We start from the raw sequence: 23,809 nt of genomic DNA on the forward strand, positions 1-23,809 counted from the left end.
GGAGTTGCTCGCGCCAGTCGAGGCGGGATGCTTCGCTGGACGGCATGGACCGGCCGCGCTGGCAGAACTACTGGGACCGCAAGTCCGCCACCTACGACCGGGAGATCGGCGTCCTGGACCGCAAGGTCTTCGGCGACTCGCGCGCGTGGGCGTGCTCGCAGGCGCACGGCGAGGTGCTGGAGGTCGCCGTCGGCACCGGCCTCAACCTGCCGCACTACCCCGCCGGCACCGTGCTGACCGGCCTCGACCTGAGCGACGGCATGCTCGGCCTGGCGCGGGCGCGCGCCGCCGGCCTGGGGCGGGCCGTGACGTTGCGGCAGGGCACCGCGCACGCCCTGCCGTTCGCCGACGGCTCGTTCGACACGGTCGTGTGCACCCTCGGCCTGTGCGCGATCCCCGACCACGAGACCGCACTCGCCGAGATGGTCCGGGTCCTGCGACCGGGCGGGCGCCTCGTCCTGGTCGACCACGTCGCCGGCACGTCCCGCCTCACCCGCGCCGTGCAGTGGCTGCTCGAACGCATCACCGTGCCGATGGCGGGCGAACACTTCCTGCGCCGCCCGTTGCCGCTGGTAGAAGCCCACGGTCTCGTCTTGGAACGGACGGACCGCTTCAAGCTCGGCGTGGTCGAGCGACTGGTCGCGGTGAAGCCGAAGTAGTTTCTGTTATCGCCGGACGTCCCGTGCATCTCCTGGTCGGACCAGAGGACCGGCAAGTGAGGTGGGCATGGCAGCACCGGAGGAACCCGCGGTGGCGACGGTGATCGCCGCGCGCGAAGGCGACCAGCGCGCCCTGGACGACCTGGTGAGCGGGTACCTGCCCCTCGTCTACAACATCGTGGGCCACGCCCTCGGCGGCCACGCCGACACCGACGACGTGGTCCAGGAGACCATGCTGCGCGCCGTGCACGGCCTGCCGTCGTTGCGCGACCCGGCGGGCTTCCGCTCGTGGCTGGTCGTGATCGCGATGAACCAGATCCGCCTGCGCCACCGCGAACGCCAACGCGCCCCGATCGCCGGCGAGGTCCCCCACGACGTCGCCGACCCCGGCGCGGACTTCGTCGACCTGACGATCATGCGGTTGCAACTCTCCGGCCAGCGTCGCGAGGTCGTGTCCGCGACCCGGTGGCTCAGTGAGGACGAACGCGAGCTGTTGTCCTTGTGGTGGCTGGAGGCGGCCGGACGGCTGACCCGCACCGAGGTCGCCACCGCGTTGGACCTGACTCCGCAGCACACGGCCGTGCGCGTACAACGCGTCAAAGCCCAGCTCGACGCAGCACGAATCGTCGTGCGCGCACTGGAACGCACGCCCCGTTGCCCCGACCTCGCCGACATGGTGGCGGAGTGGAACGGCGAGCCGAGCGCGTTGTGGCGCAAACGGATCGCGCGGCACAGCCGGGAGTGCGTCCGCTGCGGGCGGTGCGGGCACGACCTCGCGTCGGTCGAGGGGTTGCTGGCGCGGCTGCCGCTGGTGCCGCTGCCGTTCACGCTCGAACCGTCGCTGTTCGCCGGAGCCGACCCGACCACGCTGACCGGCGTGAGCCACGCCGCCGACCCGACCACCCTCGGCGGTACGGGCCACGTCGGCGGCGGGGCCGACCCCTCCACCTTGACGGGCCTGAGCCACGCGGGCGCCGCGTCTCCGGTCTCCACCTCCTCCGCCACGGGAGGCAAGTTCTCCCTCCTGCTGAAGGGCGCTCTGGTCAAGCCGATCGCCGCCGCAGCGGCCGCCGTCCTGGCGCTGGGCGTCGCGGTGGCCGTGATCCCCTCCGGCGAAGAGCCGGTCGCCCGCGCCATCCCCGTCGCCACCAGCACCCCACCCACCACGACGACCACCGTCCCCCCGTCGTCGTCCGCGCCGTCCTCGGCCCCGTCCTCCACCCCACCCACCACCACCGTGCAGCCCGCACCGCCCGCGGTCCCCGTGACGAAGTCGATCAAAAAGGGCGTCAGCACCTGGAAGTTCGACGGCGTCGGCAAGGCGCTCACGGACGTCCGCGCGGGCTGGTACTACAACTGGGCCGCCACCCCCGACGGCATCGCCACACCCCCGAACGTCGAGTTCGTGCCGATGATCTGGGGCACCAAGTTCACCGACGACGCGACGCTCGCCAAGGCCAAGGCGAGCGGCAAGGTGCTGCTCGGGTTCAACGAGCCCGACTTCCCCGACCAGGCGAACATGACGCCGGAACAGGCACTCGACCTGTGGCCGAAGCTGCAGGCGACCGGTCTGCGGCTCGGCAGCCCCGCCGTCGCGCACAGCGGGGACAAGGCGGGCGGCTGGCTCGACCGGTTCATGACCGGTGCGGCACAACGGGGTCTGCGCGTCGACTTCATCGCGGTGCACTGGTACGGCGCGGACTTCAGCGACGCCGCCGTCGGCCACCTGAAGAACTACCTGTCGGCGGTGCACGCGCGGTACGGCAAGCCGATCTGGCTGACCGAGTACTCGCTCATCGACTTCTCCGGTGGTGCGGCGCGGTTCCCGACGCAGGAGCAGCTCGCGGCGTTCGCCAAGAACTCCAGCGCGATGATGGAGGGCCTGCCCTACGTAGAGCGTTACGCCTGGTTCGCGCTGCCCGACGAGAACAAGCCCGGCACCGGCCTCTACAAGGCGGGCGGCACCCCGAACCAGGCGGGTGAGGCATACCGCGCCGCGGGCTGAGCGCCCGTGCCCGAGAATCACGGGCGTGAACAACCTGCTGGCCTCCGGGAGCGCCGGGAACGCCATCACCGAACTGGTGATCCCGGCACTGCTGCTGCGCACGCCCAACGCACCGTGGTCGCAGCTGGTGCACGTCTACGTCCCGTCGGGCCGCACGGTCGCGTTCAGCGGCCGCGACCTGCGCTCACCCGGAATCGCCGAGGCCACCGCGATCGCCCGCGCGGCGGGCTTCGAGCCGGTGGTCAGGTCCCCCGGCGGCCGCATGGTCGCCTACGACGGCGGCGCGGTCGTGATCGACCACCTCGACAGCACCACGGACATCCGCCACGCGGGCGCATCGACGTTCGCCGCGAACGCCGAGGCCCACGTCCGGGTGCTGCGCGGGCTCGGCCCCATCGACGCCCGCGTGGGCGAGGTGCCGGGCGAGTACTGCCCCGGCGAGTTCAGCGTCAACGTCGCGGGCGAGGTGAAGGTCGTCGGCTCGGCCCAGCGCGTCACGTCGACCGGCTCGTTGTTCAGCACCGTCGTGCAAGTGGCCGTGTCGGACGAGGTGCACGCGGTGATCACGGACGTCTCGAAGGCGCTCGGCTACGAGCTGCGCGAGAGTTCGATCGCGGGCCTGGCCGACTACGAACCCTCCCTGACCGCCGAGACCGTCGCGGAAGCGTTCGTGGCCGACTACCGCACACGTCTCGGCATGACGCCCGCCGAGGTGCCGGGCTGGGCCCTCGCGCACGCGTCGACCGCGCGCGGCGAGGCACCCTTCCACGTCGACGACTGGACCCGCGCACACCCCGTGACGCGCTGACGCGTGTCCTTCGCGAGTGCGAGGACGTGTGGACCACGCGAACCCGACCAGACCAAGCAGGCACCTCACGTCTTTCGGCGCTGGGGGCCGGCACGCCCTCCAGCGGCCGAACGGGCGAACCGCCGTCGCGGTGGGACCGCTCGCTAGATTGATCTTGTGCTGTCCCGTGAGCGGGTGCGCCTCCTGGTGGACGCCCCGTGGTTCAACAAGGTGATCACCTCGGTGATCCTGGTCAACGCCATCACGCTCGGCGCGGAGACGTCGCCCGCGCTGCTCGCCTCGTTCGGGGACGTGCTGCACGCGCTCGACCGGCTCGCGCTGGCCGTGTTCGTGGTCGAACTGGGCCTTCGCTTCAGCGCGTACGGCAAGGACTTCTTCCGGGACCCGTGGAACTGGTTCGACACGGCGGTGGTGGCGGTGACGTTGCTGCCCACGGCTTCCGGTGCGTTCTCGGTGTTGCGCGCGTTGCGGGTCATGCGGGTGCTGCGGCTGGTGTCGGTCGTGCCCAGCATGCGGCGGGTGGTGTCCGCGCTGCTGACCGCGTTGCCGGGTATGGCTTCCATCACCGCGTTGCTCGCACTGGTGCTGTACGTGTCGGCGGTGATCGCGACGAAGTTGTTCAGCGGCGTGGCACCCGACTACTTCGGCGACCTCGGCGACTCGTTGTTCACGCTGTTCCAGGTGATGACCGGGGAGGCGTGGTCGGAGGTGGCGCGGCAGGTGATGGCCGAGAAGCCGCTGGCCTGGATCTTCTTCGTCGCCTACCTGATCGTCACGTCGTTCACCGTGCTGAACCTGTTCATCGCCGTGGCGGTGAGCGCGATGCAGAACCAGATGAGCGAAGAGCACGCCGAGCACGACCGCGAGGAGATGGCCGCGACGATGGAGATCCTCACCGAGGTGCGCCGCCTCCGCGCGGATGTGGAGGCGTTGCGCGCCAAGGCTTCCGCCTGAGCCGCCGGGACAACGTCGGCGCGAACGGTCACCGTCGCGGGTTCTCGGTGCCGGACCGAGGGAGCGCGCGGCGTGACGGTCGCAGGCGGTGGACGTCCTCCGCCTTGCGCGGTGGCCGGTCGTTGGCGATCAGCACCGCCATCCACGGCAACGGTACCGACAGCAGGATCAGGGCGAGCGCCAGCCACCAGACCTTCGCGAAGATCACGGCGAGCACGATGCACGGGATGCGCAGGCTCATCATGATGGCGTACCTGCGGCGGCGCGCGGCGAGCTGGCTCTGGTACGACGGCGCGGCGGAGGTGATCAGCACCGGGCCGTCGTGGCGTGGGGTGTTCACAAGCAGGCCTCCGTTCCTCCACGTGATTCGTGCCGGAGACCTGTGAGGTTCGGGTATCCGTGCTCACACCCCGTCAGGAGACCTGCGGACTTCGCACGCCGAGAACGTCCCCGAGCCCGGACAACGCGAGGATCCGGTCCGGTGCGCTGCCGGACCTGGTGATCACCCTGATCGTGCGCCCGGCGTTGCGCGCCGACGCCTCGGCCTCGAGCAGCAGTGCGACGCCCGAGCTGCTGAGATAGCCGAGGCCGGTGAGGTCGAGGTGCAGCGGACGCGGATCCACGGCGGACACGCGGTCCAGCACGGAGTCCCTCGCCACGACGGACGTGTGCGCGTCCAGTGCACCGGCGAGGCGCAGCACCCTGGCCTCGGTGAGGTCTTCCTCGGTCACCGTGATCTCGTCGGACGTCTCGGTGGCGCGCTCCGCGGCCCGGACTGCCCGCGGTGCCGTGGCGGGCTCGAGCGGGAAGCTGAACCGGATCGTGGTGCCCGTGTCGCCCCTGTCGAGCTCGACCTCCTCGGCGATGGCGTCGATCAGCTTGAGGCCGCGCCCCCGATAGCCCGGGTCGTCCGGTTGCGCGCGCCACGTGCCGTGGTCGGCGACCGCGACCCGCACCGCCTGGCCGGTCAGGGCGAGGTGCGTGTCGAACGTGCCCGGCGCGTCGGGGTAGGCGTGGTCCACGGCGTTCGCGACGGCTTCTCCGTACGCGAGCTGCAGGTCGTAGGTGAGGTCCTCGGACAGTCCCGCGGCGGACGTCCACTCCGCCACCGCACGGCGCAGGCCCGCGAGCCGGCTCGATTCGGCCGGGGTCGTGAAGGTGAGGGGAGCCGGGAGGAACCGGGCGACGACGAGCGCGACGTCGTCGTCCTGGCCGTCTTCGAGCATCGTGCCGATGATCGTGTCGGTCAGCTCCACCGGCCCTTCTCGAAGAGCGCCGCCCACGATTTCGACGAGCCTGTCCAGCCCTTCGTCGAGCACCGCGCCGCGCCGCTCGACGAGTCCGTCGGTGTAGAGCACGATCGACGTGCCCGGCCGGAGCACGGCGACGTTGTCGGTGAACCGTGACCGTCCGGGTGCGCCGAGCACGGTGCCGGCGCTGCCCTCGAGCAGACGTGCCTCCCGCTGGTCGGCGACGACCGGTGGCGGGTGGCCGGCGCTGGCCCAGTCCAACCGGCCCGTCGCCAGGTCGAAGGTGGCGCACGCACAGGTGCTGCCGGACGCCCCGTTGACCCTGGAGGCGAAGGTGTCCAGGCGTTCGAGGGCGGCGGCCGGTGAGTGCCCGTCGATCAGGTACCCGGCCAGGGCGCTGCGCAGTTGTCCCATCACGGCGGCCGCCGCCGGTCCCTTGCCGACGACGTCACCGACCGACATGCCGACGAGCGTGCCGGTGATCGGGAGCACCTCGTACCAGTCGCCACCGATCTGCGCGTGCGTCGAGGCAGGCAGGTAGCGGGCCGACGTGGCGAGCCGGTCCAGCACGGGCAGGTCCCTGGGCAGCAGACTTCGTTGCAGGGCAGCGGCGATCTCGTGTTCACGACGCAGCAACAGCTCCCGCTGGGCCTCGGCGCGCTGGCGCTCGGTGACGTCACGACCGATCGCCTGCAGGCCGGTCGGGGTGCTCTGGACGCTCAGTTCCAACGCCACCGTGGTGCCGTCGGCGCAGAGCATGTTCCACACGACCGTCGTCTGGTCGGCGAGTTGCTGCTGATCTTCGTCGGGCACCACGACGTCGAGGACGTTCCGGCCGACCAGTTCGGCGCGCCGGTAGCCCAGCACGGCGCACGCGGCGGGGTTCACCTCCACGAACCGCAGGTCGTGGTCGAGCATCCAGATGGAGTCGGTGGACCGGTCGACCAGCCGCCGGATGCGTTCCTCGTTGTCGCGCAGGGCGCGGTCGGCGTGGACCCGCTGCATCGACTCCCAGCACCGGTTCACGACCACCGAGACCAGGTCGACCTCGTCCTGGGTCCACGTCCGCGGCCGAGCCTGGTGCACCGCCATGGCCGCGACGAACCTGCCGCCTCGCAACAACGGCAGGCAGATCACCGCGCGGATGCCGGTGACGGCGTAAGCGGCGAGGTCGTCCTCGTCCAGCCGCGGGTCGGTCGCGCAGTCCGCCACCACCCACGGTTCCCCCGCCCGCATCGCGCGCAACGCACCGGAGCCGAACTCCCGCATCGCGAACCGCCCCGGCAGCGGAGGCAGCCCGGTGGCGTGGTCACCGCTCATGACGAAGTGGTTCTCGTCCGCCTCGGCCCTCGCGTAGGCGCAGCGGTCGACGCCGAGGTGCTCACCGAGCAACCGGGTCGCCAGCGCCATCAGGTCCTCGGCGTCGTCGAGGGCCTGCGACTCCCGCTCCAGCACGCTGAGGAAGCGTTCCCGGTCTGCGTCGGCGCGGGCTTTCGTCACGTCGATCAGCACACCGTGCAACCACCGCGGCGCACCGGCTTCGTCGCGCAGCACGCGAATCTTCTCGTTCAGCCACAGGAACCCGCCCTGTGCCGTGTGCGCGCGATAGGTCAGTTCGCGGTCGTCGACGCCCTCCGCGGAGTGCCACCGCGCCCGCTCGGCTTCCTCACGGTCGTCGGGGTGCACGATCGAGGCCCAGAACGCGTGATCGTCCAGCCAGCTCCGGACGGGATGGCCGAGGAGGCGTTCGGCCTCACGGGAAACGAAGGTCAACTCACGGGTGCGGGCGTCGGCTCGCCACACCACGACCGCAAGATCATCCATGAGCAGTTCCGTCTGGTCGGGCTCGGTCTGCTCATCGGCGCTCACCACCTGAGGGTGTCACGCCGCGAATGGTCGTGCGAGCCGCGGGGATGCGGCGCAAGGCGCCAGGACCGGACAACGCTGGTTTCAACGACCTCGCAGAGACGCTCGGCCGACGGCAAGAGAGTGAGGGGAGAACGATCCTCTCCCCACTTCAACGTATAGCGCACCCCCGGGCTTGCGGCAAGACCCCGTTCGTCGCGCAGAATCTGGCGCCTGACGCAAGACTCGCGGCTGCGGGCACGACGGTGACTTGGGGGATTCGAACCGGATGAGCGGCTACGTGCTCGGCTTCGGCGAGATCGACGCCATGCGGATCTCGCTCTGCGGCGGCAAGGGAGCGCACCTGGCGGAACTCTCGCGGCTCGGCGACGTCCAGGTGCCTCCTGGCTTCTGCGTGACGACGGAGGCGTTCGACAGGGCTCTGCAGGAAGCGCCGCCGATCGGCACGCTGCTCGACGAGCTGGAAGGTCTCGCCGCGGACGACCTCGCCGGGATTCGCGTGCGCAGTGCGGAGGTGCGGCAGGAGATCGAGCGCCTCACCGTTCCGGCCGACGTCGCGGCCGGCATCGCGGAGGCACTGGTCCTGCTGGGCGACCGAACCGCCTGCGCGGTCCGGTCGAGCGCGACCGCGGAGGACCTGCCGGGCGCTTCGTTCGCGGGCCAGCAGGACACGTACCTGAACGTCGTGGGAACAGCGGAGGTGCTGCGGCACGTCACCAGGTGCTGGGCCTCGTTGTTCACCGAGCGCGCTGTGTCCTACCGGCTGCGCAACGGATTCGGCCATCGCGGGGTGCGGATGGCCGTGGTCGTGCAGCGGATGGCGTTCCCCGACGCGGCCGGGGTGCTCTTCACGGCCGATCCGGTGACGTCGAATCGACGGATCTCCTGTGCGGAGGCGGTCTTCGGGCTGGGCGAGGCTTTCGTCTCGGGCCTGGTGAACGCCGACGTCTACCGCGTTCTCGACGACGAGGTCATCGAGAAGACGGTCGCCACCAAGCACTTGGCCCTGCGCGCCGTGCCCGAGGGCGGCACGCGGGAAGAAGCGGTCGAGCCCGCGCGGCGGCGACTACCGGCGCTGACCGACGCGCAGGTCGTGCACCTGACCCGGCTCGGACGGAGGATCGAGGAGCACTTCGGCGGACCCCAGGACATCGAGTGGTGCCTGACCGGCGGTGAGTTCCAGATCGTCCAGAGCAGGCCGATCACCACGCTCTTCCCCGTTCCGGAGACCGCGGACGGCGACAACCACGTCTACGTCTCGGTCGGCCACCAGCAGATGATGACCGACGCCATGAAGCCCCTGGGCCTCTCCGTCTGGCAGCTGACGACACCCAGGCCGATGGCGGTGGCCGCCGGGCGCCTGTTCGTCGACGTCACCCGGATCCTCGCCGCGCCGCAGAGCCGCACGGCGTTCCTGGACGTCGCCGACAGGTCGGACCCGCTGATGGGCGACGCGCTGCGCACCGTTCTGGGCCGCACCGGCTTCGTCCCGGCGAGCACGGAACCGGGACCGTCGTTCCCCGGTGTGGCGCAGGCCGAGATCGACACCGATCCGGACGTCGTCACCGAACTGATCGGCAACGCCGAGGCGTCCCTCGCCGCACTCGAACAGGCGATCCGGGACAGGTCAGGGCCCGACCTGGTCGGGTTCGTCCTGGCGGACTTCGAGGAGCTCCGCCGGATCCTCTTCGACCCGCGCGGCAACCAGGTCATCACGGCCGGCATGCAGGCGACCTGGTGGCTCAACGAGAACCTCCTCGACTGGCTGGGCGAGAAGAACGCCGCGGACTCCCTGTCGCTGTCCGCGCCGCACAACGTCACCTCCGAGATGGGGCTCGCGCTGCTCGACGTCGCGGACGCCCTCCGCCCGCACCCCGAGGTCGTCGCGTACCTGCAGCACGCCGGTGACGACTTCCTCGACGAACTGCCCCGGCTGCCGGGAGGTGCCCAGGCGCGCGACGCCGTTCTCTCCTACCTCGGCCGGTACGGCATGCGCTGCGTCGGCGAGATCGACATCACCAGGACGCGGTGGGGTGAGAGCCCCGCCGCACTCCTGCCCATGATCCTCACGAACGTCCGGAACTTCACGCAGGGCGCCGCCGCCCGCCGCTTCGACCAGGGCGTGCGGGAGGCGTGGCAGAAGGAGCAGGAGGTGCTCGAACGCCTGCTTCTGCTCCCCGACGGCGAACAGAAGGCCGCCGACACCAAGCGCATGATCGACCGCGTGCGCACGTTCATCGGCTACCGCGAGTACCCGAAGTACGGGATGATCAGCCGCTACTTCGTCTACAAGAAGGCGTTGCTGGCGGAAGCCGGTCGCCTCACCGCCGCGGGCCTGCTCGAGTCCGAAGAGGACTGCTACTTCCTCACACTGCAGGAACTCCACGACCTGACACTGACCGGCCGCCGCTACGACGAGGTCGTCCGCGATCGCAGGATCGCCTTCGCGTCGTACGAATCGCTCACGCCTCCGCGCGTGCTCACCTCCGACGGCGAGACCGTCAACGGCCGCTACCGGCGTGACGACCTGCCGTCCGGCGCGCTGTCGGGCCTGGCCGTCTCGGGCGGAGTCGTCGAAGGCCGGGCGCGGGTCGTGCTGAACGTCGCGGACGCCGACCTCGAACCCGGCGACGTCCTCGTCACCGCCTACACCGACCCGAGCTGGTCGCCGTTGTTCGTGCAGATCGCCGGCCTGGTGACGGAGGTCGGCGGGATGATGACGCACGGCGCGGTCATCGCCAGGGAGTACGGGCTACCCGCGGTGGTCGGCGTCGAGCAGGCCACCCGCACGATCCGGGACGGCCAACGGATCAGGGTGAACGGAACCGACGGGTTCATCGAGGTCCTGGGCGAGCCTTGAGGATCAGCACGAGGTTGCGGCTTTCGTTCTAACGGCTAAAGTTCGAGGTGAGCAGTTCAGCGAAGCAGCTGCGTCCTTCAACCCATCCGGATGTCCGAGGGTGAGGAGCATTCGCTGTGAACAGAACCTTGTGCCAGCCGTTGCACGTGCAGCGAGAAGTCCACGTTCTTGCGGTGGTCGTGCGCGCTGTCGGCGAAATCGACCAGGACACGGTGCCCGCGCTGAGCGACGAACTCCAGGTCGCCATCGCGGTCGCGACACCGCCGTTTCCCGTGGTCGTCGACCTGTCCGGCGTCACGTACTTCGGGTCCTCCGGCCTCAACGAACTGGTGAGGCAGCAACGCCGCGCCCGCTCGGCCGGGGTTCCGTTGCGGATCGCGTCGGCCCACCGGGCGGTGCTGCGCCCCATCGCGATGTCGGGACTCGACCAGGTGCTGGACCTGTACCCGGACGTCGAACTGGCACTGCGCGGACCTGAACGCGGCCGGACGGCCGGCTGAGGGTTTACCCGCAAGGGGCGTCGGCACGACGACTGTTCTCCCACGTTCCGGGTATCCCGCGTCATGGCCGACATCGAGAAGGACCTGGCCGCCCACCTGACCGAGGTCGCCATCGCGCTCCAGCAACGGCGCAGCGAGCAGGAGACGATGGACGCGATCGTGCACGCCGCGGTCGGCACGATCCCCGGGGCCGAGCACGCCGGGATCATGACCGTGACCGGCAAGCGTCACATCGACACCGTTGCCACGACCGGCGATCTGCCCTGCGAGGTGGACCGGGCGCAGTACGCGAGCGGCGAGGGCCCCTGCCTGACCGCCCTCTTCGAGGAGGCGGTCGTGTCCGTCCCCGACGTGGCGGCCGACGACCGCTGGCCGGCGTTCGCCCCGAAGGCCGCGGCACTCGACATCGGCAGCATGCTCTCGTTCCAGCTGTACGCGCAGAACGAAGACCTCGGCGCTCTCAACCTGTACGCACTCGAGCCGAACGCGTTCGGCGACGAGTCCCGGCACGTCGGCAGCCTCTTCGCCGGACACGCCGCCATCGCGCTCGCCTCCGCCCAGGAACGCCGGCAGCTCACCGCGGCCGTGCAGACCCGGGACATGATCGGGCAGGCGAAGGGCATCCTGATGGAACGCCACGGGCTCAGCGCCGACCAGGCGTTCGCCGTGCTCACCCGCACGAGCCAGCACACCAACCTGAAGCTGCGCGACATCGCGGAGCGCCTGACGACGACCGGGAAACTGCCCACCCCCGGCGAGTCGACACCCTGATCAGACCCGGCTCAGCTGAGCTCCCTGGCGAGCGCCAGTCCCGCGGCACGCCCGGAGAAGATGCAGCCCCCGAGGAACGTGCCTTCCAACGCGTTGTAGCCGTGCACTCCCCCGCCGCCGAACCCGGCGACCTCGCCCGCCGCGTAGAGCCCCGGAAGCACGGTGCCGTCCGGGCGCATCACCTGCGAGTCGAGGTTCGTCTCCAGCCCACCGAGCGTCTTGCGCGTGAGCACGTTCAGGCGAACCGCGATCAACGGGCCGTGTGCCGGGTCGAGGATGCGGTGCGGCTTCGCCACGCGGGAGAGCCGGTCCGCGCGATACCTGCGGGCGTGTTCGATCGCCATGACCTGCAGGTCCTTGCCGTGGCCGGAAGCGACACCGAGGTCACGGGCGCGGATCTGCCGTTCGAGGTCGGCGTGGTCGAGCTGCGGACCTCGGGCGATCTTGTTCATCCCGTCCACGAGCTCGCGCAGCGTGTTCGCGACGACGAAGTCGGAACCGTGCTGTTTGAAGGCTTCGACGGGTCCCGGCGCGCCCTTCGCGAGCCGGCTCTTGAGGGCGTCCGGGATGCTCTTCCCGGTGATGTCGGGGTTCTGCTCGGAACCGGAGAGCGCGAACTCCTTCTCGATGATCGACTGGGTCAGCACCATCCACGAGTAGTCGTACCCGCTGGCGAGCAACGCCTTCATCGCGCCGTTGGTGTCGAAGCCGGGGAAGTTCGGAGCGGGCAGCCGCTTTCCGTTCGCGTCGAACCACATCGACGACGGACCCGGGATGATGCGGATCGCGTGGTTCGGCCAGATCGGGTCCCAGTTGTGGACGCCCTCCGTGTAGTGCCACATGCGGTCGCTGTTGACGAGGCTCGCACCGGCCTTCTCGCCGATCTCCAGCATGCGTCCGTCCACGTGCGCGGGTACGCCCGCGATCAACGTCTCCGGGCACGGGCCGAAGCGGTCCACCGGCCAGTTCCTGCGGACCAACTCGTGGTTGTGGCCGATGCCGCCGGTCGTGACGACGACCGCCTTCGCCCGGAACTCGAAGTCTCCGATCGTCGTGCGCGAGGACGCCCTGCCCCGCTCCGCATCGGACGGTTCCAGCACCGAGCCCCGGACGCCGGCGACCGCGCCGTCCTCCACCAGCAGCTCGTCGACCTGGTGCCGGAACGCGAACGTCACGAGCCCGGCGCGTTCGGCGGCCTGCACGGGCTCGGCGAAGACGCGCACCACCTCGGGCCCCGTTCCCCAGGTCAGGTGGAAGCGCGGCACGGAGTTGCCGTGCCCGTCGGCACTGCCGTCACCGCGTTCGGCCCACCCGACGATCGGCACCACGCGCAGCCCGAGGTCGTGCAGGTACTGGCGCTTCTTCGTCGCGGCGAACTCGACGTACGCGCGTGCCCACCGCCGCGGCCAGTGGTCCTCGCGCTCGCGGTCGAAGGCGGCGCTGCCCAGCCAGTCCTGCAGCGCGAGCTCGTAGCTGTCCTTGATCCCCATCCGGCGCTGCTCCGGCGAGTCGACGAAGAACAGCCCGCCGAGCGACCAGAAGGCCTGTCCGCCCAGGTTGTTCCGGTTCTCCTGGTCGAGGACGAGAACCCGTTTGCCGGCCTTGGTCAGCTCGTAGGTCGCGACCAGCCCGGCCAGGCCGGCACCGACCACGATCGCGTCGTGCTGAGCGGTCATGCGGATTCTCCTGTCGATTCGACGGTGTAGGCGAACACGACCCGTTCGAACAGGTCGAGCCGCCGCAGTCGCGGGCGCGGGTCGTCCGGTTCGGTCAGGCACTGCAGGGAGGTCCCGTCGTGCACCGCGACCAGCGCCAGCGCGAGAACCTTCGGATCCTCGGCCCGCCTGCCCGCGCCATGCAGGAACGACTGCAGGACGGAGGCGAGCATGGCGACGATGGCTTCCTCGCGTGCCGCCATCACGCGTCGCAGCGCCGGATCGCGCAACGCGTGCGCGGAGAACTCGGCCGTCACCCGGAACCAGGCGTCGTCCAGGCCGACGGCCCGGTCCACGAGTTCGACCACCTGCCGCACCGAGCGCACCTCACCCGGATCGACGGCCGCGAGGACCTCGTCCAGGTCGGCGAGCAGCGCCCGGGAGCGGTCCTCCCACATCGAGAGGAACAGCTCGTCCAGCGAGTCGAAGTTGGAGTAGAAGGCACCCCGGGTGAACCCGGCCGCGGCACACACCTGCTCCACGGTCACGACGCCGAACCCGCGCTCGGCGAACTCCTCCAGCGCCGCCTGGTGCAGCCGCCGCCGCGTCTCCACCCTGCGCTTGGTCAGCCGCTTGAGCTCCGTGCCCGTCATTCTCGTCTCCGATCGCGGATACAAGAATGTATCGAATACACGGATGTATCGAAAGAGGTCACCGCAGACCCCCGCCGCCCAGTCAGACCGCCGGCTGGAAGGCGCACACGCTGCACGGGAGGCAGGGTCGCGTTCCTCAACGCCTGCGGGTACCGGTCTCGACTCGGAGAGCCTCGAGACCCGAGGCCACCGGCACTGTCTCGAATCGGAGAGCTTCGAGACCCGCGGCCACCTCCACGGTCTCGGGCCGGAGAGCTTCGAGACCCGGCGCCGCCACCACGGTCTCGCGGCGGCTCATCGCCGGACGTGGCGGCGGAGCAGGGTGAGCACCAACCACTCGCCGGCCGGCGCCTTCAGCGAAGGGGTCCTGACCTGGGCCTTGTCCGGAACCCTTCGCTGACGGTCGCCGTCACTGACCTGCGGCCCTGGTCGCAGCGGCGAGCCACGCCGCGGGCACCGGTGCGACGGACCGGCCGTGGCCGATCGCGGGATCCACACCTTCGTAGACGCTCGCCTCCCATCCGGCGGCGCCGAGCCAGTCCCCGATGTCGTCCCGCGCCGCCGTGAAGACCACCCCGTGCTTGCCGAGCCCCTCGCGCACCTGGGCGCCCTGCTCGTCGAGCATCGACACCTGCAGGTGTTCGAGCAGCAGGTGGGCGCCGGGAGCCGACAGCGCGGTCACCTCGGCCAGCAGCGCGTCGCCCTCCGCCGGCGTCAGGTACATCAGCACGCCCTCGACGAGCCACGCGGTCGGCTGGTCCTCGTCGAACCCGGCCGCGCGCAACGGCTCCGTCCAGTCCGCGGCGAGGTCGGCGGCCACCCCGATGCGCTCGCAGGCCGGCGTCAGGCCGGAGCGCTCGACCACGGCGGTCTTGAACTCGGTCATGCCCGGCAGGTCGAGCTCGAACCAGCGGGTGCCGGGCGGGCACGGCAGGCGCGTCGTGCGTCCGTCGATGCCTGCGGCGAGGGTGACGACCTGGCGCACGCCGCTGTCCAGCGCGTCGGTGATCCGGTCGTCGAAGAACCGGGTGCGCACCACGTGGTACGAGGGGAAACCGCTCGACGTGACACCCATCTGGGCGATGAACGCGTCGAGCGCCGGGTGCCCCTCCAGTTCGGCGACGAGGTGGCTGGCCAGCGGGTCGGTGAACAGCGGGTGCGGCCGGGAGGACTCGACGTGCCGCACCCAGGCGGTGTAGAGGGCGGTGTGGCTCAGGCCGTCGGCGGGGATCTTCAGGTCCGGCATGGGGTTCTCCCTCGGTCAGGCCAGGTCGGCGCGGAACGTGGCGGCGAGCGCCCTGGTCAGGTGGCCGAAGCGGTAGCCGCGGGCGCGTTGCTCGTCGGTCATGCGGCCGCGGTCGAGGTTGAGCGACCAGCTCGCCCGCCGTGCCAGCGCCGACCACTCGCGCACGTGCCGGCCCAGGTCGCTGTCCGGGGTGACGACCACGGGCGCGGCGGCCATGGCGACGGCGAGGCCGGGGGTGGCGGCCACGTCCAGTTCGGCGACGAGCCGGGCCGCCTCGGCGGGGGCGTCCTCGACGTGCGCCGGCGCGGTGCGGCTGAACCAGCTGTCGACGTGCATGCTCGGCAGGGACGCGCTGACCTGCTCGAAGGTGGGCGGAGCGCCGACGATCCGACCGGCCAGCGCCATCCCGCGCGCCACAGCCCCCTCGTAGCGGTACCGCCAGCTCTCGTCGTCCTCGTCCTCGGAGTCGTCCTCGTCGTCCGGGTCGAAGCCCGCCTCGCGGATCAGCGGGAGCAGCCGGTCCGGGTCCGAGCCGCCGCGGTCCTCGGGGTAGTTGAGGTTGAAGCAGGTGGTGACGGTGCCGTCGATCGCGTGGTCGAACCTCGGCGACGCGTAGTCGTGCCGCACCACGGCGAACGCCTCGGTGCTGCGGGAGAGCGCGTCCACCACGTGTCCCAGCGTGTAGCTGGTCGGCTGGACCAGGACCGTCCACCCGCCCAGCGCGAACGCCGAGGCGACCTCGGGGTAGCCGTCGTCGAACGTGTGGGTCGCCGCGATCTCCGCGGGCGTGCGGTGCGCCAGGGTGTCCTCCAGGCCGCCGATGCGGCGCAACGCGTCGAGGGGTTCGACGCCGCGCACGAACGCGAGCGAGAAGATCTCACCGAGGAACGCGGGATCGCCGTGACCGGCGTCCGCCCAGGACAGGTCGAGCTCTGACAAGAGGTCCCCCAGCAAGGTCGCGGAGTCGTCGCCCGCGCAGTCCGCTCAAGGTCAATTGGTAGCGCGTCCGAGGGGAGACTGTCGAGCCGCGTTCGAACACGAGGAGATCGTGGCGACCCTGCTCGTGCCCGCTGCCTGGCGCACACACTTCCGCATCGCGCGATCGACGCGCTGCGACGCCGGGTCCGCCCCACGCTGGAACGGACCCGGCCGTTGGTCTAAGTGGTCAGCAGCGCCTCCAGAGCCACCGCGGTCTGCGGGTGGCGGTCCAGCAGCGCGACACCTGCGGAGGGGGCCGTCTGCCAGGAACCCTCGCAGCCCAGCAGGGTCGCGAGCGCGTCGGTGGTGGCGGGGTGAGCGGACAGCAGGGCCACGCCAGTGCCGCCGCCGCGCTGGGCGCGGGGTGCGATGGCCGGCGGTTCCTGCTCCCACGGCGGGACCCACGCGTCCAGCGCCGGCAGGCGGGCCGGGAAGAGGCGGCCCGCTTCCTTGATCAGCAGTGGGACGTGTTGTGCGCTGTGGTTGCGCAGCGTGCCGATCAGGGTGGGGAGCCACGGCAGCAGCAGCGGGTCCGGGAGGTGGGCGAAGGCGTTGGACATCGTTTCGACCACGAAGTCCACCATGCTCGGCACCGGGTCCAGGGCGTGGACGAAGCCGCTCAGGTACCTCGGATAGCTGGGCAGGGAGAGCGGGTTCGTCAGCAGGGCGGTGCAGCGGTCGCGCAGTTCGGCCCTGGTCAGGTTGCCCAGGTGGACCTGCGCTGCCCAGAGCAGGGCCACTTTGGACGGTTCCTGCGGGTGGGACTGGGCCACCGCCAGTTCCAGCTGGGTCCGGTCGCAGCCCAGGGAGAGGGCCAGGGATTCCATGCTGAACAGGAAGCCCAGCATGGCGGCCACCTGGTTGGCGCCCGCCTCCTCGTCGGTGAACGCCGTGGGGAGCAGGGTGCAGTAGTGGGCGTAGCCGGTCTGGACGAACGACTCGATCCACTGCGGCAGCACGGGTTCGTTGGTGCGGTAGTACGCCAGCAGGCGGCGGGTGCGGCGCAGGACCTCGGGTGCACCGTCCACCGTGCGTTCGCTGGACAGGACCTCCAGCGCCCTGGTGCCCAGTTCGTTGGACAGCCTCGGGCTGTGCAGGTAGCGGATGGCGTCCTCCACCGCTTCCAGCACCTTCGCCGTGGTGGCCTGGGGGTCGTGCGCGCTGCGGCGGAGGCGTTGCTCCACCACCTGTTCCACGCTCACGCCCTCGTAGCCCAGCTCGATCAGGGCGCGCTGGTGGGTGCCGAGCGCCAGGTCCCAGGACTCCTGGATGGGGCGTTCGCCGAGCTTGCGCTCGCCCATGATCGGGCGGGCGGCGCCCTGCGGCATCAGGTACCGCAGCATCCAGAGGAGGTTCGAGCAGGGTTCCAGCTCCGGGTTGCCGGCGATGTCCAGCAGGGCTCGTTGCACACCTCGTTGCTGGAGCTTGAGGTCGAGCGGGGCCAGGCGGTCGTGCACGTCCCTCGCCAATGGCGGCAGGGCGTCGTAGCCGACCTGGCCGATGCGGTCGCCGCCCATCATGATCTCGACCAGGCGGCGGACGTCGCGGCGGCCGGGCACCACGTCCTTCTCGATGCACGTGACCGCGGCGTCCTGGAAGTCGTACGGGGTGGGCCGCGCGCGATCCCGCATGCCCGCCAGGAGGATCGACGTCTCGAACACCGCGATGGCGTCGGCGGTGGAGGCCAGGTAGCCGTTGCGGCGGGCCGCCCTGACGATCTCCACCGACCAGCCGAGCAGTTCCGCCTCGTCCAGCCGGTCGAGGACCGGTGGGCGTTGCAGGAAGCCGGTGAGCTGGTCGGACGCCTCGAGCTCGGCGACCGGGGCGGGGAGCGCCGGTTGCTTCGACGGCTTCTTCGCGCCCGCCTGGCCCGCCAGCTGGAACGGCTTCACCTTGGTGCGGCGCAGGTTCTTGGCGTACTCGGTGGCCGCGATGGACACCGAGCCCGGCGCCAGGTCGAACTGCGCCTCGATCGCCGCGTGGCTCGACGGGATCAGGCCGTGCTGCCACTTGGTCGCGGTCCGCGGGGTGATCACGAACCCGCCGGTGCCGTCCACGCCGAACTCGGCGACCCTGCTGGCCGCGTGGAACGCGCCGCACACGTACAGGCAGTCGGCCGGGTCGGTGCCGGTGGCCTCCAGGTGCTCGCGCATCCGGGTCCACATGTAGCGCTCGCGGTCCTCGTCGACGCGCACCCGGCGTGGATCGCCGGGGGCGAGCCTGCGGAACAGGCTGCCGATCAGGAACATCACCTGGCGGTAGGTGTCGTGGTCGCTGTCGCCGAGCGGCAGCTCGACGTACTGGTGCCACCACTCCGACCAGTGCCGCACCTTGCCGTGGTGCAGCAGGTGCTCCTCCAGCTCGGCGAACCGTGGGCGCAGGTCACCGATCTCCACCCCCACCGCGTCCCCGTGCAGCGCTTCCTCGCCGTCGGTCTGCTTCGTCTCCGGCGTCTGCCACTGGAACACGTGGTCCGTCGAGCGGTCGACCAGCACCAGCTCGACGCCCGGCGTGTCCAGGGCGTACGCGATCGCCTGGTACTCCGCGGACGCCTCGGTGATCGGGGCGACCACCGACAGCGGCGCCCACTCGGCCGGGAAACCCTCGATCTCGCTCGAGAAAGCCTGCACCGCAACGGGAAGACGGCAGTTGCGCAGCTCGGTGAGCAACGGCGCCATGTCCTCGCACAGCTCCAGGTAGATCACCTTGGGCTGCTTGTCCCGCAGGCGCCGGGCCATGGCTACGGCGGAGGCCGGCGAGTGGTGGCAGACCGGGAAGATCTCCAGCGGCTCGTGCACCGCCCGGTCGACGTCGTCGACCATGCCGAGCAGGATGCCCTCCAGGGCACCCGGCCCGTCGGCGAACGTCGTCGCCGCCTCGTGCAGCTGCGTGCGCAGCGACTCGAAGCTCACGAGAGGGTGGCGATCGTGTCACGCCCGCCCGCGAGGAACTCGGGCCACTCGCCGCCCTCGTCCTTGCCCCGCGGCTCGACGACGCCGTGCAGGTACTTGTTCATGATCGCCAGGTCCTCCGGAGCACGCCGCGAGAGCGACCCCACCAGCGACGAGCCGAGCGTGCGGGCGGTGAGCTGCCGTTCGCCGAAGAAGTTGCTGTGCAGGATGGCGTCCTCCAGCACACCGATCTGCTCGGCGGTGGAGAGCGCGGACTCAAGCTTCTCGTCATCGCTGCCCGCCGACTCCGACGCCGCGCGCAGGTCGGCGAAGCTGCGCAGCAGCACGTCCAGCAGCGTCGGCGGCACGTCGAGCTCGATCTGGTGGCGGCGCAGCAGTTCCTCGGTGCGGAACCGGACGATCTCGGCCTCGCTCTTCTTGTTCGTGACCACCGGGATGCGCACGAAGTTGAAGCGCCGCTTCAACGCCGACGACAGGTCGTTGACGCCCCGGTCGCGGCTGTTAGCGGTGGCGATGACCGAGAAGCCCGGCTTCGCGAACACGATGTTGTCGCTGTCGAGCTCCGGCACGGAGATGTACTTCTCGGACAGGATCGAGATCAGCGCGTCCTGCACGTCGCTGGTGGAGCGGGTGAGCTCCTCGAAGCGGCCGATGGTGCCGGACTCCATCGCGTTCATGATCGGCGACGGGATCATCGACTGCCGGGACTGGCCCTTCGCGATCACCATCGAGACGTTCCACGAGTACTTGATGTGGTCCTCGGTGGTGCCCGCGGTGCCCTGCACCACCTGGGTGGAGTTGCGGGAGATCGCGGCGGCGAGCAGTTCGGCGAGCCAGCTCTTGCCGGTACCGGGGTCGCCGATGAGCAGCAGGCCTCGGTCGGACGCCAGCGTGACGATGGCCCGCTCGACGATGCTGCGGTCGCCGAACCACTTCTGCGCGACCTCGCGGTCGAGGCCGTCGGAGCGCTCGGCGCCGAGCACGAACAGGCGGATCATCTTCGGCGACAACCGCCACGAGAACGGCTTGGGGTTGTCGTCGACGGACTCCAGCCAGTCGAGTTCCTCGGCGTACTTGAGCTCGGCGGGGGCGCGCAACAGGTCGGACATGAGTTCGTGGTGCCTTTCGCGGGTGTCGGGGAGGTGGGGAGAGTCAGATGGTGAGGAAGGTCTTCAGCTCGTGCACGAGCTTGCGGACGTGGCCGGAGATCACCGGGGTGCCCAGGTCCTTGAACCGCTCGCGGAACCACGGGTTCACGCTGCCTCGGCCGGCGCTGGTCACCGAGCCGACCGGGATGAACTTGGCTCCGGAGCGGTGGATCGCGGCCATCGACTCGAAGAGCGGCTCGCACTGCCACTCGTAGAAGTCGGAGATCCACACGACCACGGTGTTGCGCGGTTCGGCGATCTTCGGCTGGGCGAGCGCCATCGCGACCGTGCCGTCCGTGCCGCCGCCGAGCTGGGTGCGCAGCAGCGTCTCGAACGGGTCCGCGACCCACGGCGTGAGGTCCAGCGCCCTGGTGTCGTACGCGATCAGGTGCACGTCGACCTTGGGCAGCCCGGCGAAGATCGAGGCCAGGATCGTGCAGTTGACCATCGAGTCGACCATCGAGCCGGACTGGTCCACCACCGCGATCAGCCGCTGCGGCGTCGTCTTGCGCGCGGTGTGCTTGTAGTAGAGGCGGTCGACGTAGAGCCGCTCCTCCTCCGGGCTCCAGTTGGTCAGGTTCTTCCAGATCGTGCGGTCGAGGTCGAGGTTGCGGAACACCCGCTTGGGCGGCACCGACCGGTCCAGCGCACCGGCCGTCGCCTTCTGCACCTGGGTGCGCAGCACCTCGGCGACCTCGTCGACGAACCTGCGGATCAGCGACTTGGCGTTGGCCAGCGCGACGCCGGACAGGTTGTCCTTGTCCCGCAACAACTGCTCGATCAGCGACATGCTCGGCGTGAGCTGGGCGGCGAGCGCCGGGTCCGCCAGCACCTCGCGCAGGTGCATGCGCTTGACCAGATCCGCTTCCAGGGCACCGAGTTCGGGACCGATCTGCGGGATCAGGGTGCTCAGGTCCGGGGTGCCGGAGCCCACGCCGGTGCCGGTGCCGGACGCCTGCGTGCCGTTGCCGCCGCGCAGCTGACCCGGCTGGCAGCCGAGCGCCCGCTCCAGCCAGCCCGCGTCGGACTGCCAGCGCGCCAGCTGACCCGCGCTGACCGTGCCGGAGCCGGTGGCGAAGACGTTGAGCAGCACCTTCGACACCAGCGCCGCCCGGCGCACCTCGGCCGCCTTGTCGCGGTCTTCCTGCTGCCGCGGGACCATCACGCCGTCGAACTCGGCGGCGAGTTCCGGGTGGCGCTGCACGATCGAGTCGACACCGGCCTGCTGGTCGAGCAGCGCCGGCGGCAGACCGATGTCCTGCAGCACGGCGAGGCTCGCCGACTCCAGCGCCGCCTGCTCCTCGTGGTCGAAGAGCCTCGACAGCAGCCGCCAGTACAGGACCTGGCGGCGGTTCTCCTGGGCGTCCGTCATTTGCGCAGCAACCTTCCCGCGCGTTCGCGCAGCACGGTCGCGGCGTCGGTGGCGGCCTTCTCGGCCTTCACGCCGACCTTGTCCACCGCTCCCCCGGCCCACGCGCCGGCGTGCAGTGCCACCGTCTTCTTGCGGGCGGTGGTCTCCACGGCGAGCGGCTGCACCCGGAACGCGCCCGCGTCCCAGCGCAGCAATCCGATGCAGGCGTTCGAGCCGGCGACGGCCTCCGGTGTGAGCGGCCCGGCCGGCACGCGGTCGGTGTCCACGCCCACCGGGCTGCCGCCGATCGCGAACGTCAGCACGTCCTCGGTCTGCTCGGCCGCGTAGCCCTCCAGGAACACCGGCACGGCGATGCGCACCGGGTGCCTGTCGAGCGGAGCCGTCGGCGGCGTGCTCGCGGTGGGCAGCACGACCCGGGCGGTGACGAACGGGTCGGCGGGCTCGCCGAGCCTCGCGTGCTCGTCCTGCCACAGCAGGTCGCCCTCGGCGGTGATCGGCATGTCCGTCAGCTCGACCGACCTGCCCTCGCTGACGGCCGTCAGCAACGACATGTGCGGGCGCAGGACCTGCCAGATGCCGGCGCCGATGATGGTGTCCGGCTTGGGCGCGGACACGCTGGCGCGCACCAGGAACGGCGTGCCGCCCACCGGTTCGAGCACCGCGTGCACCTGGGCCTGCGCGGCCGTGGCGTGCTCGTGCAGGTCGACGCCGAGCGGCAGCAACCGGCCGCTCACCGTGCTCGTCGGCGCGTCCGTGGCCCCCGGCACCGTCAGCAGCAGCGCGCGGGACCACAGATCGCCCCAGCGGCGAGCCGGGATCCGGTCGAGCGCCGAGCCGGGGCACGAGGCGGCCAGTTCGGCGGCGAACCCGTCGAGCAGTGCGGCGAGGCGGCGCAGCCGCGGGTGCGGCAGGAGGGCGGAGATCACCGGTTCGGCGCCGGAGACCAGGTCGTGGTCGATGCCCTGCCAGCCGGCGCGGGCGACGTCGGCCAGCCACGAGCGGGCGGCCAGCACGAGGTTCTCGGCCTGGCCCGGGTCCGCGGGCGGGACGGTCCACTCCTGCCGGGTGCGGCCGGTGGCCTGGTCGACGCGCGCCACCAGGGCGTCGTGGACGGAGCCGAACAGCGCGATCCGCGCGGCGGCGAGGAAGAGGAAGTGCTCCTCGCCCGCGGCGCCCGCGGCCGCCTTGTCGGCCGCTTCGGCCACTTTGGACCCCAGCGGAGACGCGGAGACGGCGTCGGCCAGTGCGGCGAGACCGGCGGCCTGGGCCGGTTGGGGGCGCAGGAGGCCCGTGGTGAGGGCCTGGTCGAGGGCGGCCACGGCGGCCAGTGCCTCGCCGACTCCGTCCAGGGGATCGGAGAGCAGGTCAGCGCGCATCACGCCATCACCTCGGGAGCCGTGTCGATGGGATCGGGCCGGGCGTCGGCGCGCGGCACGCCGGAACGCGTCGCGTCACCGGCTCGGCACGCCGTGCCGGCGCACAGCACGCCACCGCCCCGGTACACCGTGCGGAGGGAGCGGGCGCCGCCGGGGCGGCGGGATCGGTCTGCACGTCGGCGCATCACACCACCGACCTGGTCGGCGGGAACCACTGCAGCTCGGGCAACGGCGACGTCGTCGGCGGAAGCTCCACATAGGCCAGATGGCGCAGGAAGCGGCTGAAGACCTGGGCTGCGGCGGCACTGTCCGCCTGCGACGGCCGGGAGGCCAGCATGAGCGAGTGCAGTGCCGGTGCGTCCAGGTCGGTGCCCTCGACGCGCAGGTAGCGCGCCACCCGGTCCACTCCGTACTGCAGGACGGACTCGGTGATCAGCGCGTGGATGTGGTTGCAGAACGAACCACGGGCGCCGCCGCACGGCCGGTTGTTGTTGGTGCTGCAGGCGAACTCGTAGCTGCCCGCGGCGATCGAGGAGACGTAGACCCGCTCGATGTCCGAGCCACTGGACACCACCCCCTGCAGCCGGCCGTCCGCCAACTCCACGAACGGCACCTTGGCGAGCTTGCGCGGGCGGGCGGGTGGCAACACCCTCGCCGTGCTCGCGCTTTCCCAGTCTGACAACGATTCCTCTCCTTGCCCCCGAGCTGGACGATCCGCCACACCGGCGGTACGGGTGAGACGTTAGCGAGGGGGTCTGACAATTTTTGAAGATCGACAGAAGTCCCTGGTCGCGAC

At 70.9% G+C, this 23,809-nt stretch carries 19 protein-coding genes; 7 read left to right on the plus strand and 12 right to left on the minus strand.

Annotation, left to right across the window (positions count from 1 at the left end; all coding sequences use genetic code 11):
- The first annotated feature begins 44 nt into the window (after nt 1-44).
- The 4 genes from QSK25_RS20375 to QSK25_RS20390 all read left to right on the plus strand — a co-directional run bounded on the left by QSK25_RS20375 (nt 45) and on the right by QSK25_RS20390 (nt 4,426).
- A complete protein-coding gene (locus QSK25_RS20375) occupies nt 45-659 on the plus strand; it encodes a class I SAM-dependent methyltransferase (protein ID WP_285640326.1) in 615 nt (204 codons plus the stop codon).
- A 67-nt stretch (nt 660-726) separates the two neighbouring features.
- Entirely contained in the window at nt 727-2,664 is a 1,938-nt protein-coding gene (locus tag QSK25_RS20380) for a sigma-70 family RNA polymerase sigma factor (RefSeq protein ID WP_285640327.1), read from the plus strand.
- 25 nt (nt 2,665-2,689) lie between these two features.
- Nucleotides 2,690-3,472 carry a lipoyl protein ligase domain-containing protein gene (locus QSK25_RS20385; RefSeq protein WP_285640328.1) on the plus strand — a complete coding sequence of 261 codons (783 nt, stop codon included), beginning with the start codon at nt 2,690-2,692 and terminating at the stop codon, nt 3,470-3,472.
- Nucleotides 3,473-3,628: 156 nt separating this feature from the next.
- Complete coding sequence (locus tag QSK25_RS20390) at nt 3,629-4,426, plus strand: ion transporter (RefSeq protein WP_285640329.1); 798 nt, start codon at nt 3,629-3,631, stop codon at nt 4,424-4,426.
- A 28-nt stretch (nt 4,427-4,454) separates the two neighbouring features.
- Here the strand turns inward: QSK25_RS20390 and QSK25_RS20395 are convergent, their stop codons facing one another.
- A complete protein-coding gene (locus QSK25_RS20395) occupies nt 4,455-4,766 on the minus strand; it encodes a DUF3099 domain-containing protein (RefSeq protein ID WP_285640330.1) in 312 nt (103 codons plus the stop codon).
- 73 nt (nt 4,767-4,839) lie between these two features.
- Nucleotides 4,840-7,545, minus strand: coding sequence for a SpoIIE family protein phosphatase (locus tag QSK25_RS20400; RefSeq protein ID WP_285640331.1), 2,706 nt, complete (start codon nt 7,543-7,545; stop codon nt 4,840-4,842).
- 265 nt (nt 7,546-7,810) lie between these two features.
- Here QSK25_RS20400 and rph point away from each other — a divergent pair, with 265 nt between their 5' ends.
- The 3 genes from rph to QSK25_RS20415 all read left to right on the plus strand — a co-directional run bounded on the left by rph (nt 7,811) and on the right by QSK25_RS20415 (nt 11,673).
- Nucleotides 7,811-10,402, plus strand: a complete 2,592-nt coding sequence (rph, locus tag QSK25_RS20405; RefSeq protein ID WP_285640333.1) for a rifamycin-inactivating phosphotransferase — start codon at nt 7,811-7,813, stop codon at nt 10,400-10,402.
- A 116-nt stretch (nt 10,403-10,518) separates the two neighbouring features.
- Entirely contained in the window at nt 10,519-10,902 is a 384-nt protein-coding gene (locus QSK25_RS20410) for an STAS domain-containing protein (RefSeq protein WP_285640335.1), read from the plus strand.
- Nucleotides 10,903-10,965: 63 nt separating this feature from the next.
- Nucleotides 10,966-11,673, plus strand: a complete 708-nt coding sequence (locus QSK25_RS20415) for a GAF and ANTAR domain-containing protein (RefSeq protein WP_285640337.1) — start codon at nt 10,966-10,968, stop codon at nt 11,671-11,673.
- An 11-nt stretch (nt 11,674-11,684) separates the two neighbouring features.
- Here the strand turns inward: QSK25_RS20415 and QSK25_RS20420 are convergent, their stop codons facing one another.
- From QSK25_RS20420 to QSK25_RS20465, 10 genes are all read right to left on the minus strand, one after another.
- The gene (locus QSK25_RS20420) at nt 11,685-13,349 is read right to left on the minus strand and encodes an FAD-binding dehydrogenase (RefSeq protein WP_285640338.1); all 1,665 of its coding nucleotides are present in this window, start codon (nt 13,347-13,349) and stop codon (nt 11,685-11,687) included.
- On the minus strand, nt 13,346-13,981 hold the full coding sequence (locus tag QSK25_RS20425) for a TetR/AcrR family transcriptional regulator (RefSeq protein ID WP_285640339.1): 636 nt from the start codon (nt 13,979-13,981) through the stop codon (nt 13,346-13,348). Before QSK25_RS20425 ends, QSK25_RS20420 begins: the two co-directional genes overlap by 4 nt.
- Nucleotides 13,982-14,390: 409 nt before the next feature.
- Nucleotides 14,391-15,227, minus strand: a complete 837-nt coding sequence (locus tag QSK25_RS20430; RefSeq protein WP_285640342.1) for an SAM-dependent methyltransferase — start codon at nt 15,225-15,227, stop codon at nt 14,391-14,393.
- Nucleotides 15,228-15,242: 15 nt separating this feature from the next.
- Nucleotides 15,243-16,166 carry a DUF6461 domain-containing protein gene (locus QSK25_RS20435; RefSeq protein WP_285640344.1) on the minus strand — a complete coding sequence of 308 codons (924 nt, stop codon included), beginning with the start codon at nt 16,164-16,166 and terminating at the stop codon, nt 15,243-15,245.
- A gap of 218 nt (nt 16,167-16,384) precedes the next feature.
- Nucleotides 16,385-19,117 (minus strand): DUF5682 family protein, encoded by a 2,733-nt coding sequence (locus tag QSK25_RS20440; protein ID WP_285640346.1) that lies wholly within the window; start codon nt 19,115-19,117, stop codon nt 16,385-16,387.
- Nucleotides 19,114-20,226, minus strand: coding sequence for an ATP-binding protein (locus tag QSK25_RS20445; RefSeq protein WP_285640348.1), 1,113 nt, complete (start codon nt 20,224-20,226; stop codon nt 19,114-19,116). Before QSK25_RS20445 ends, QSK25_RS20440 begins: the two co-directional genes overlap by 4 nt.
- A gap of 43 nt (nt 20,227-20,269) precedes the next feature.
- Entirely contained in the window at nt 20,270-21,637 is a 1,368-nt protein-coding gene (locus tag QSK25_RS20450) for a VWA domain-containing protein (protein ID WP_285640349.1), read from the minus strand.
- On the minus strand, nt 21,634-23,013 hold the full coding sequence (locus tag QSK25_RS20455; protein ID WP_285640742.1) for a hypothetical protein: 1,380 nt from the start codon (nt 23,011-23,013) through the stop codon (nt 21,634-21,636). Before QSK25_RS20455 ends, QSK25_RS20450 begins: the two co-directional genes overlap by 4 nt.
- Nucleotides 23,013-23,198, minus strand: a complete 186-nt coding sequence (locus QSK25_RS20460; RefSeq protein ID WP_285640350.1) for a hypothetical protein — start codon at nt 23,196-23,198, stop codon at nt 23,013-23,015. The genes QSK25_RS20455 and QSK25_RS20460 overlap by 1 nt, the downstream gene beginning before the upstream one ends.
- Nucleotides 23,198-23,695, minus strand: a complete 498-nt coding sequence (locus tag QSK25_RS20465; protein ID WP_285640351.1) for a hypothetical protein — start codon at nt 23,693-23,695, stop codon at nt 23,198-23,200. Before QSK25_RS20465 ends, QSK25_RS20460 begins: the two co-directional genes overlap by 1 nt.
- Between the last annotated feature and the right edge of the window lie 114 nt (nt 23,696-23,809).

Origin of the sequence: Lentzea sp. NBRC 102530 (assembly GCF_030269365.1) — a bacterium.
GTDB lineage: Bacteria > Actinomycetota > Actinomycetes > Mycobacteriales > Pseudonocardiaceae > Lentzea.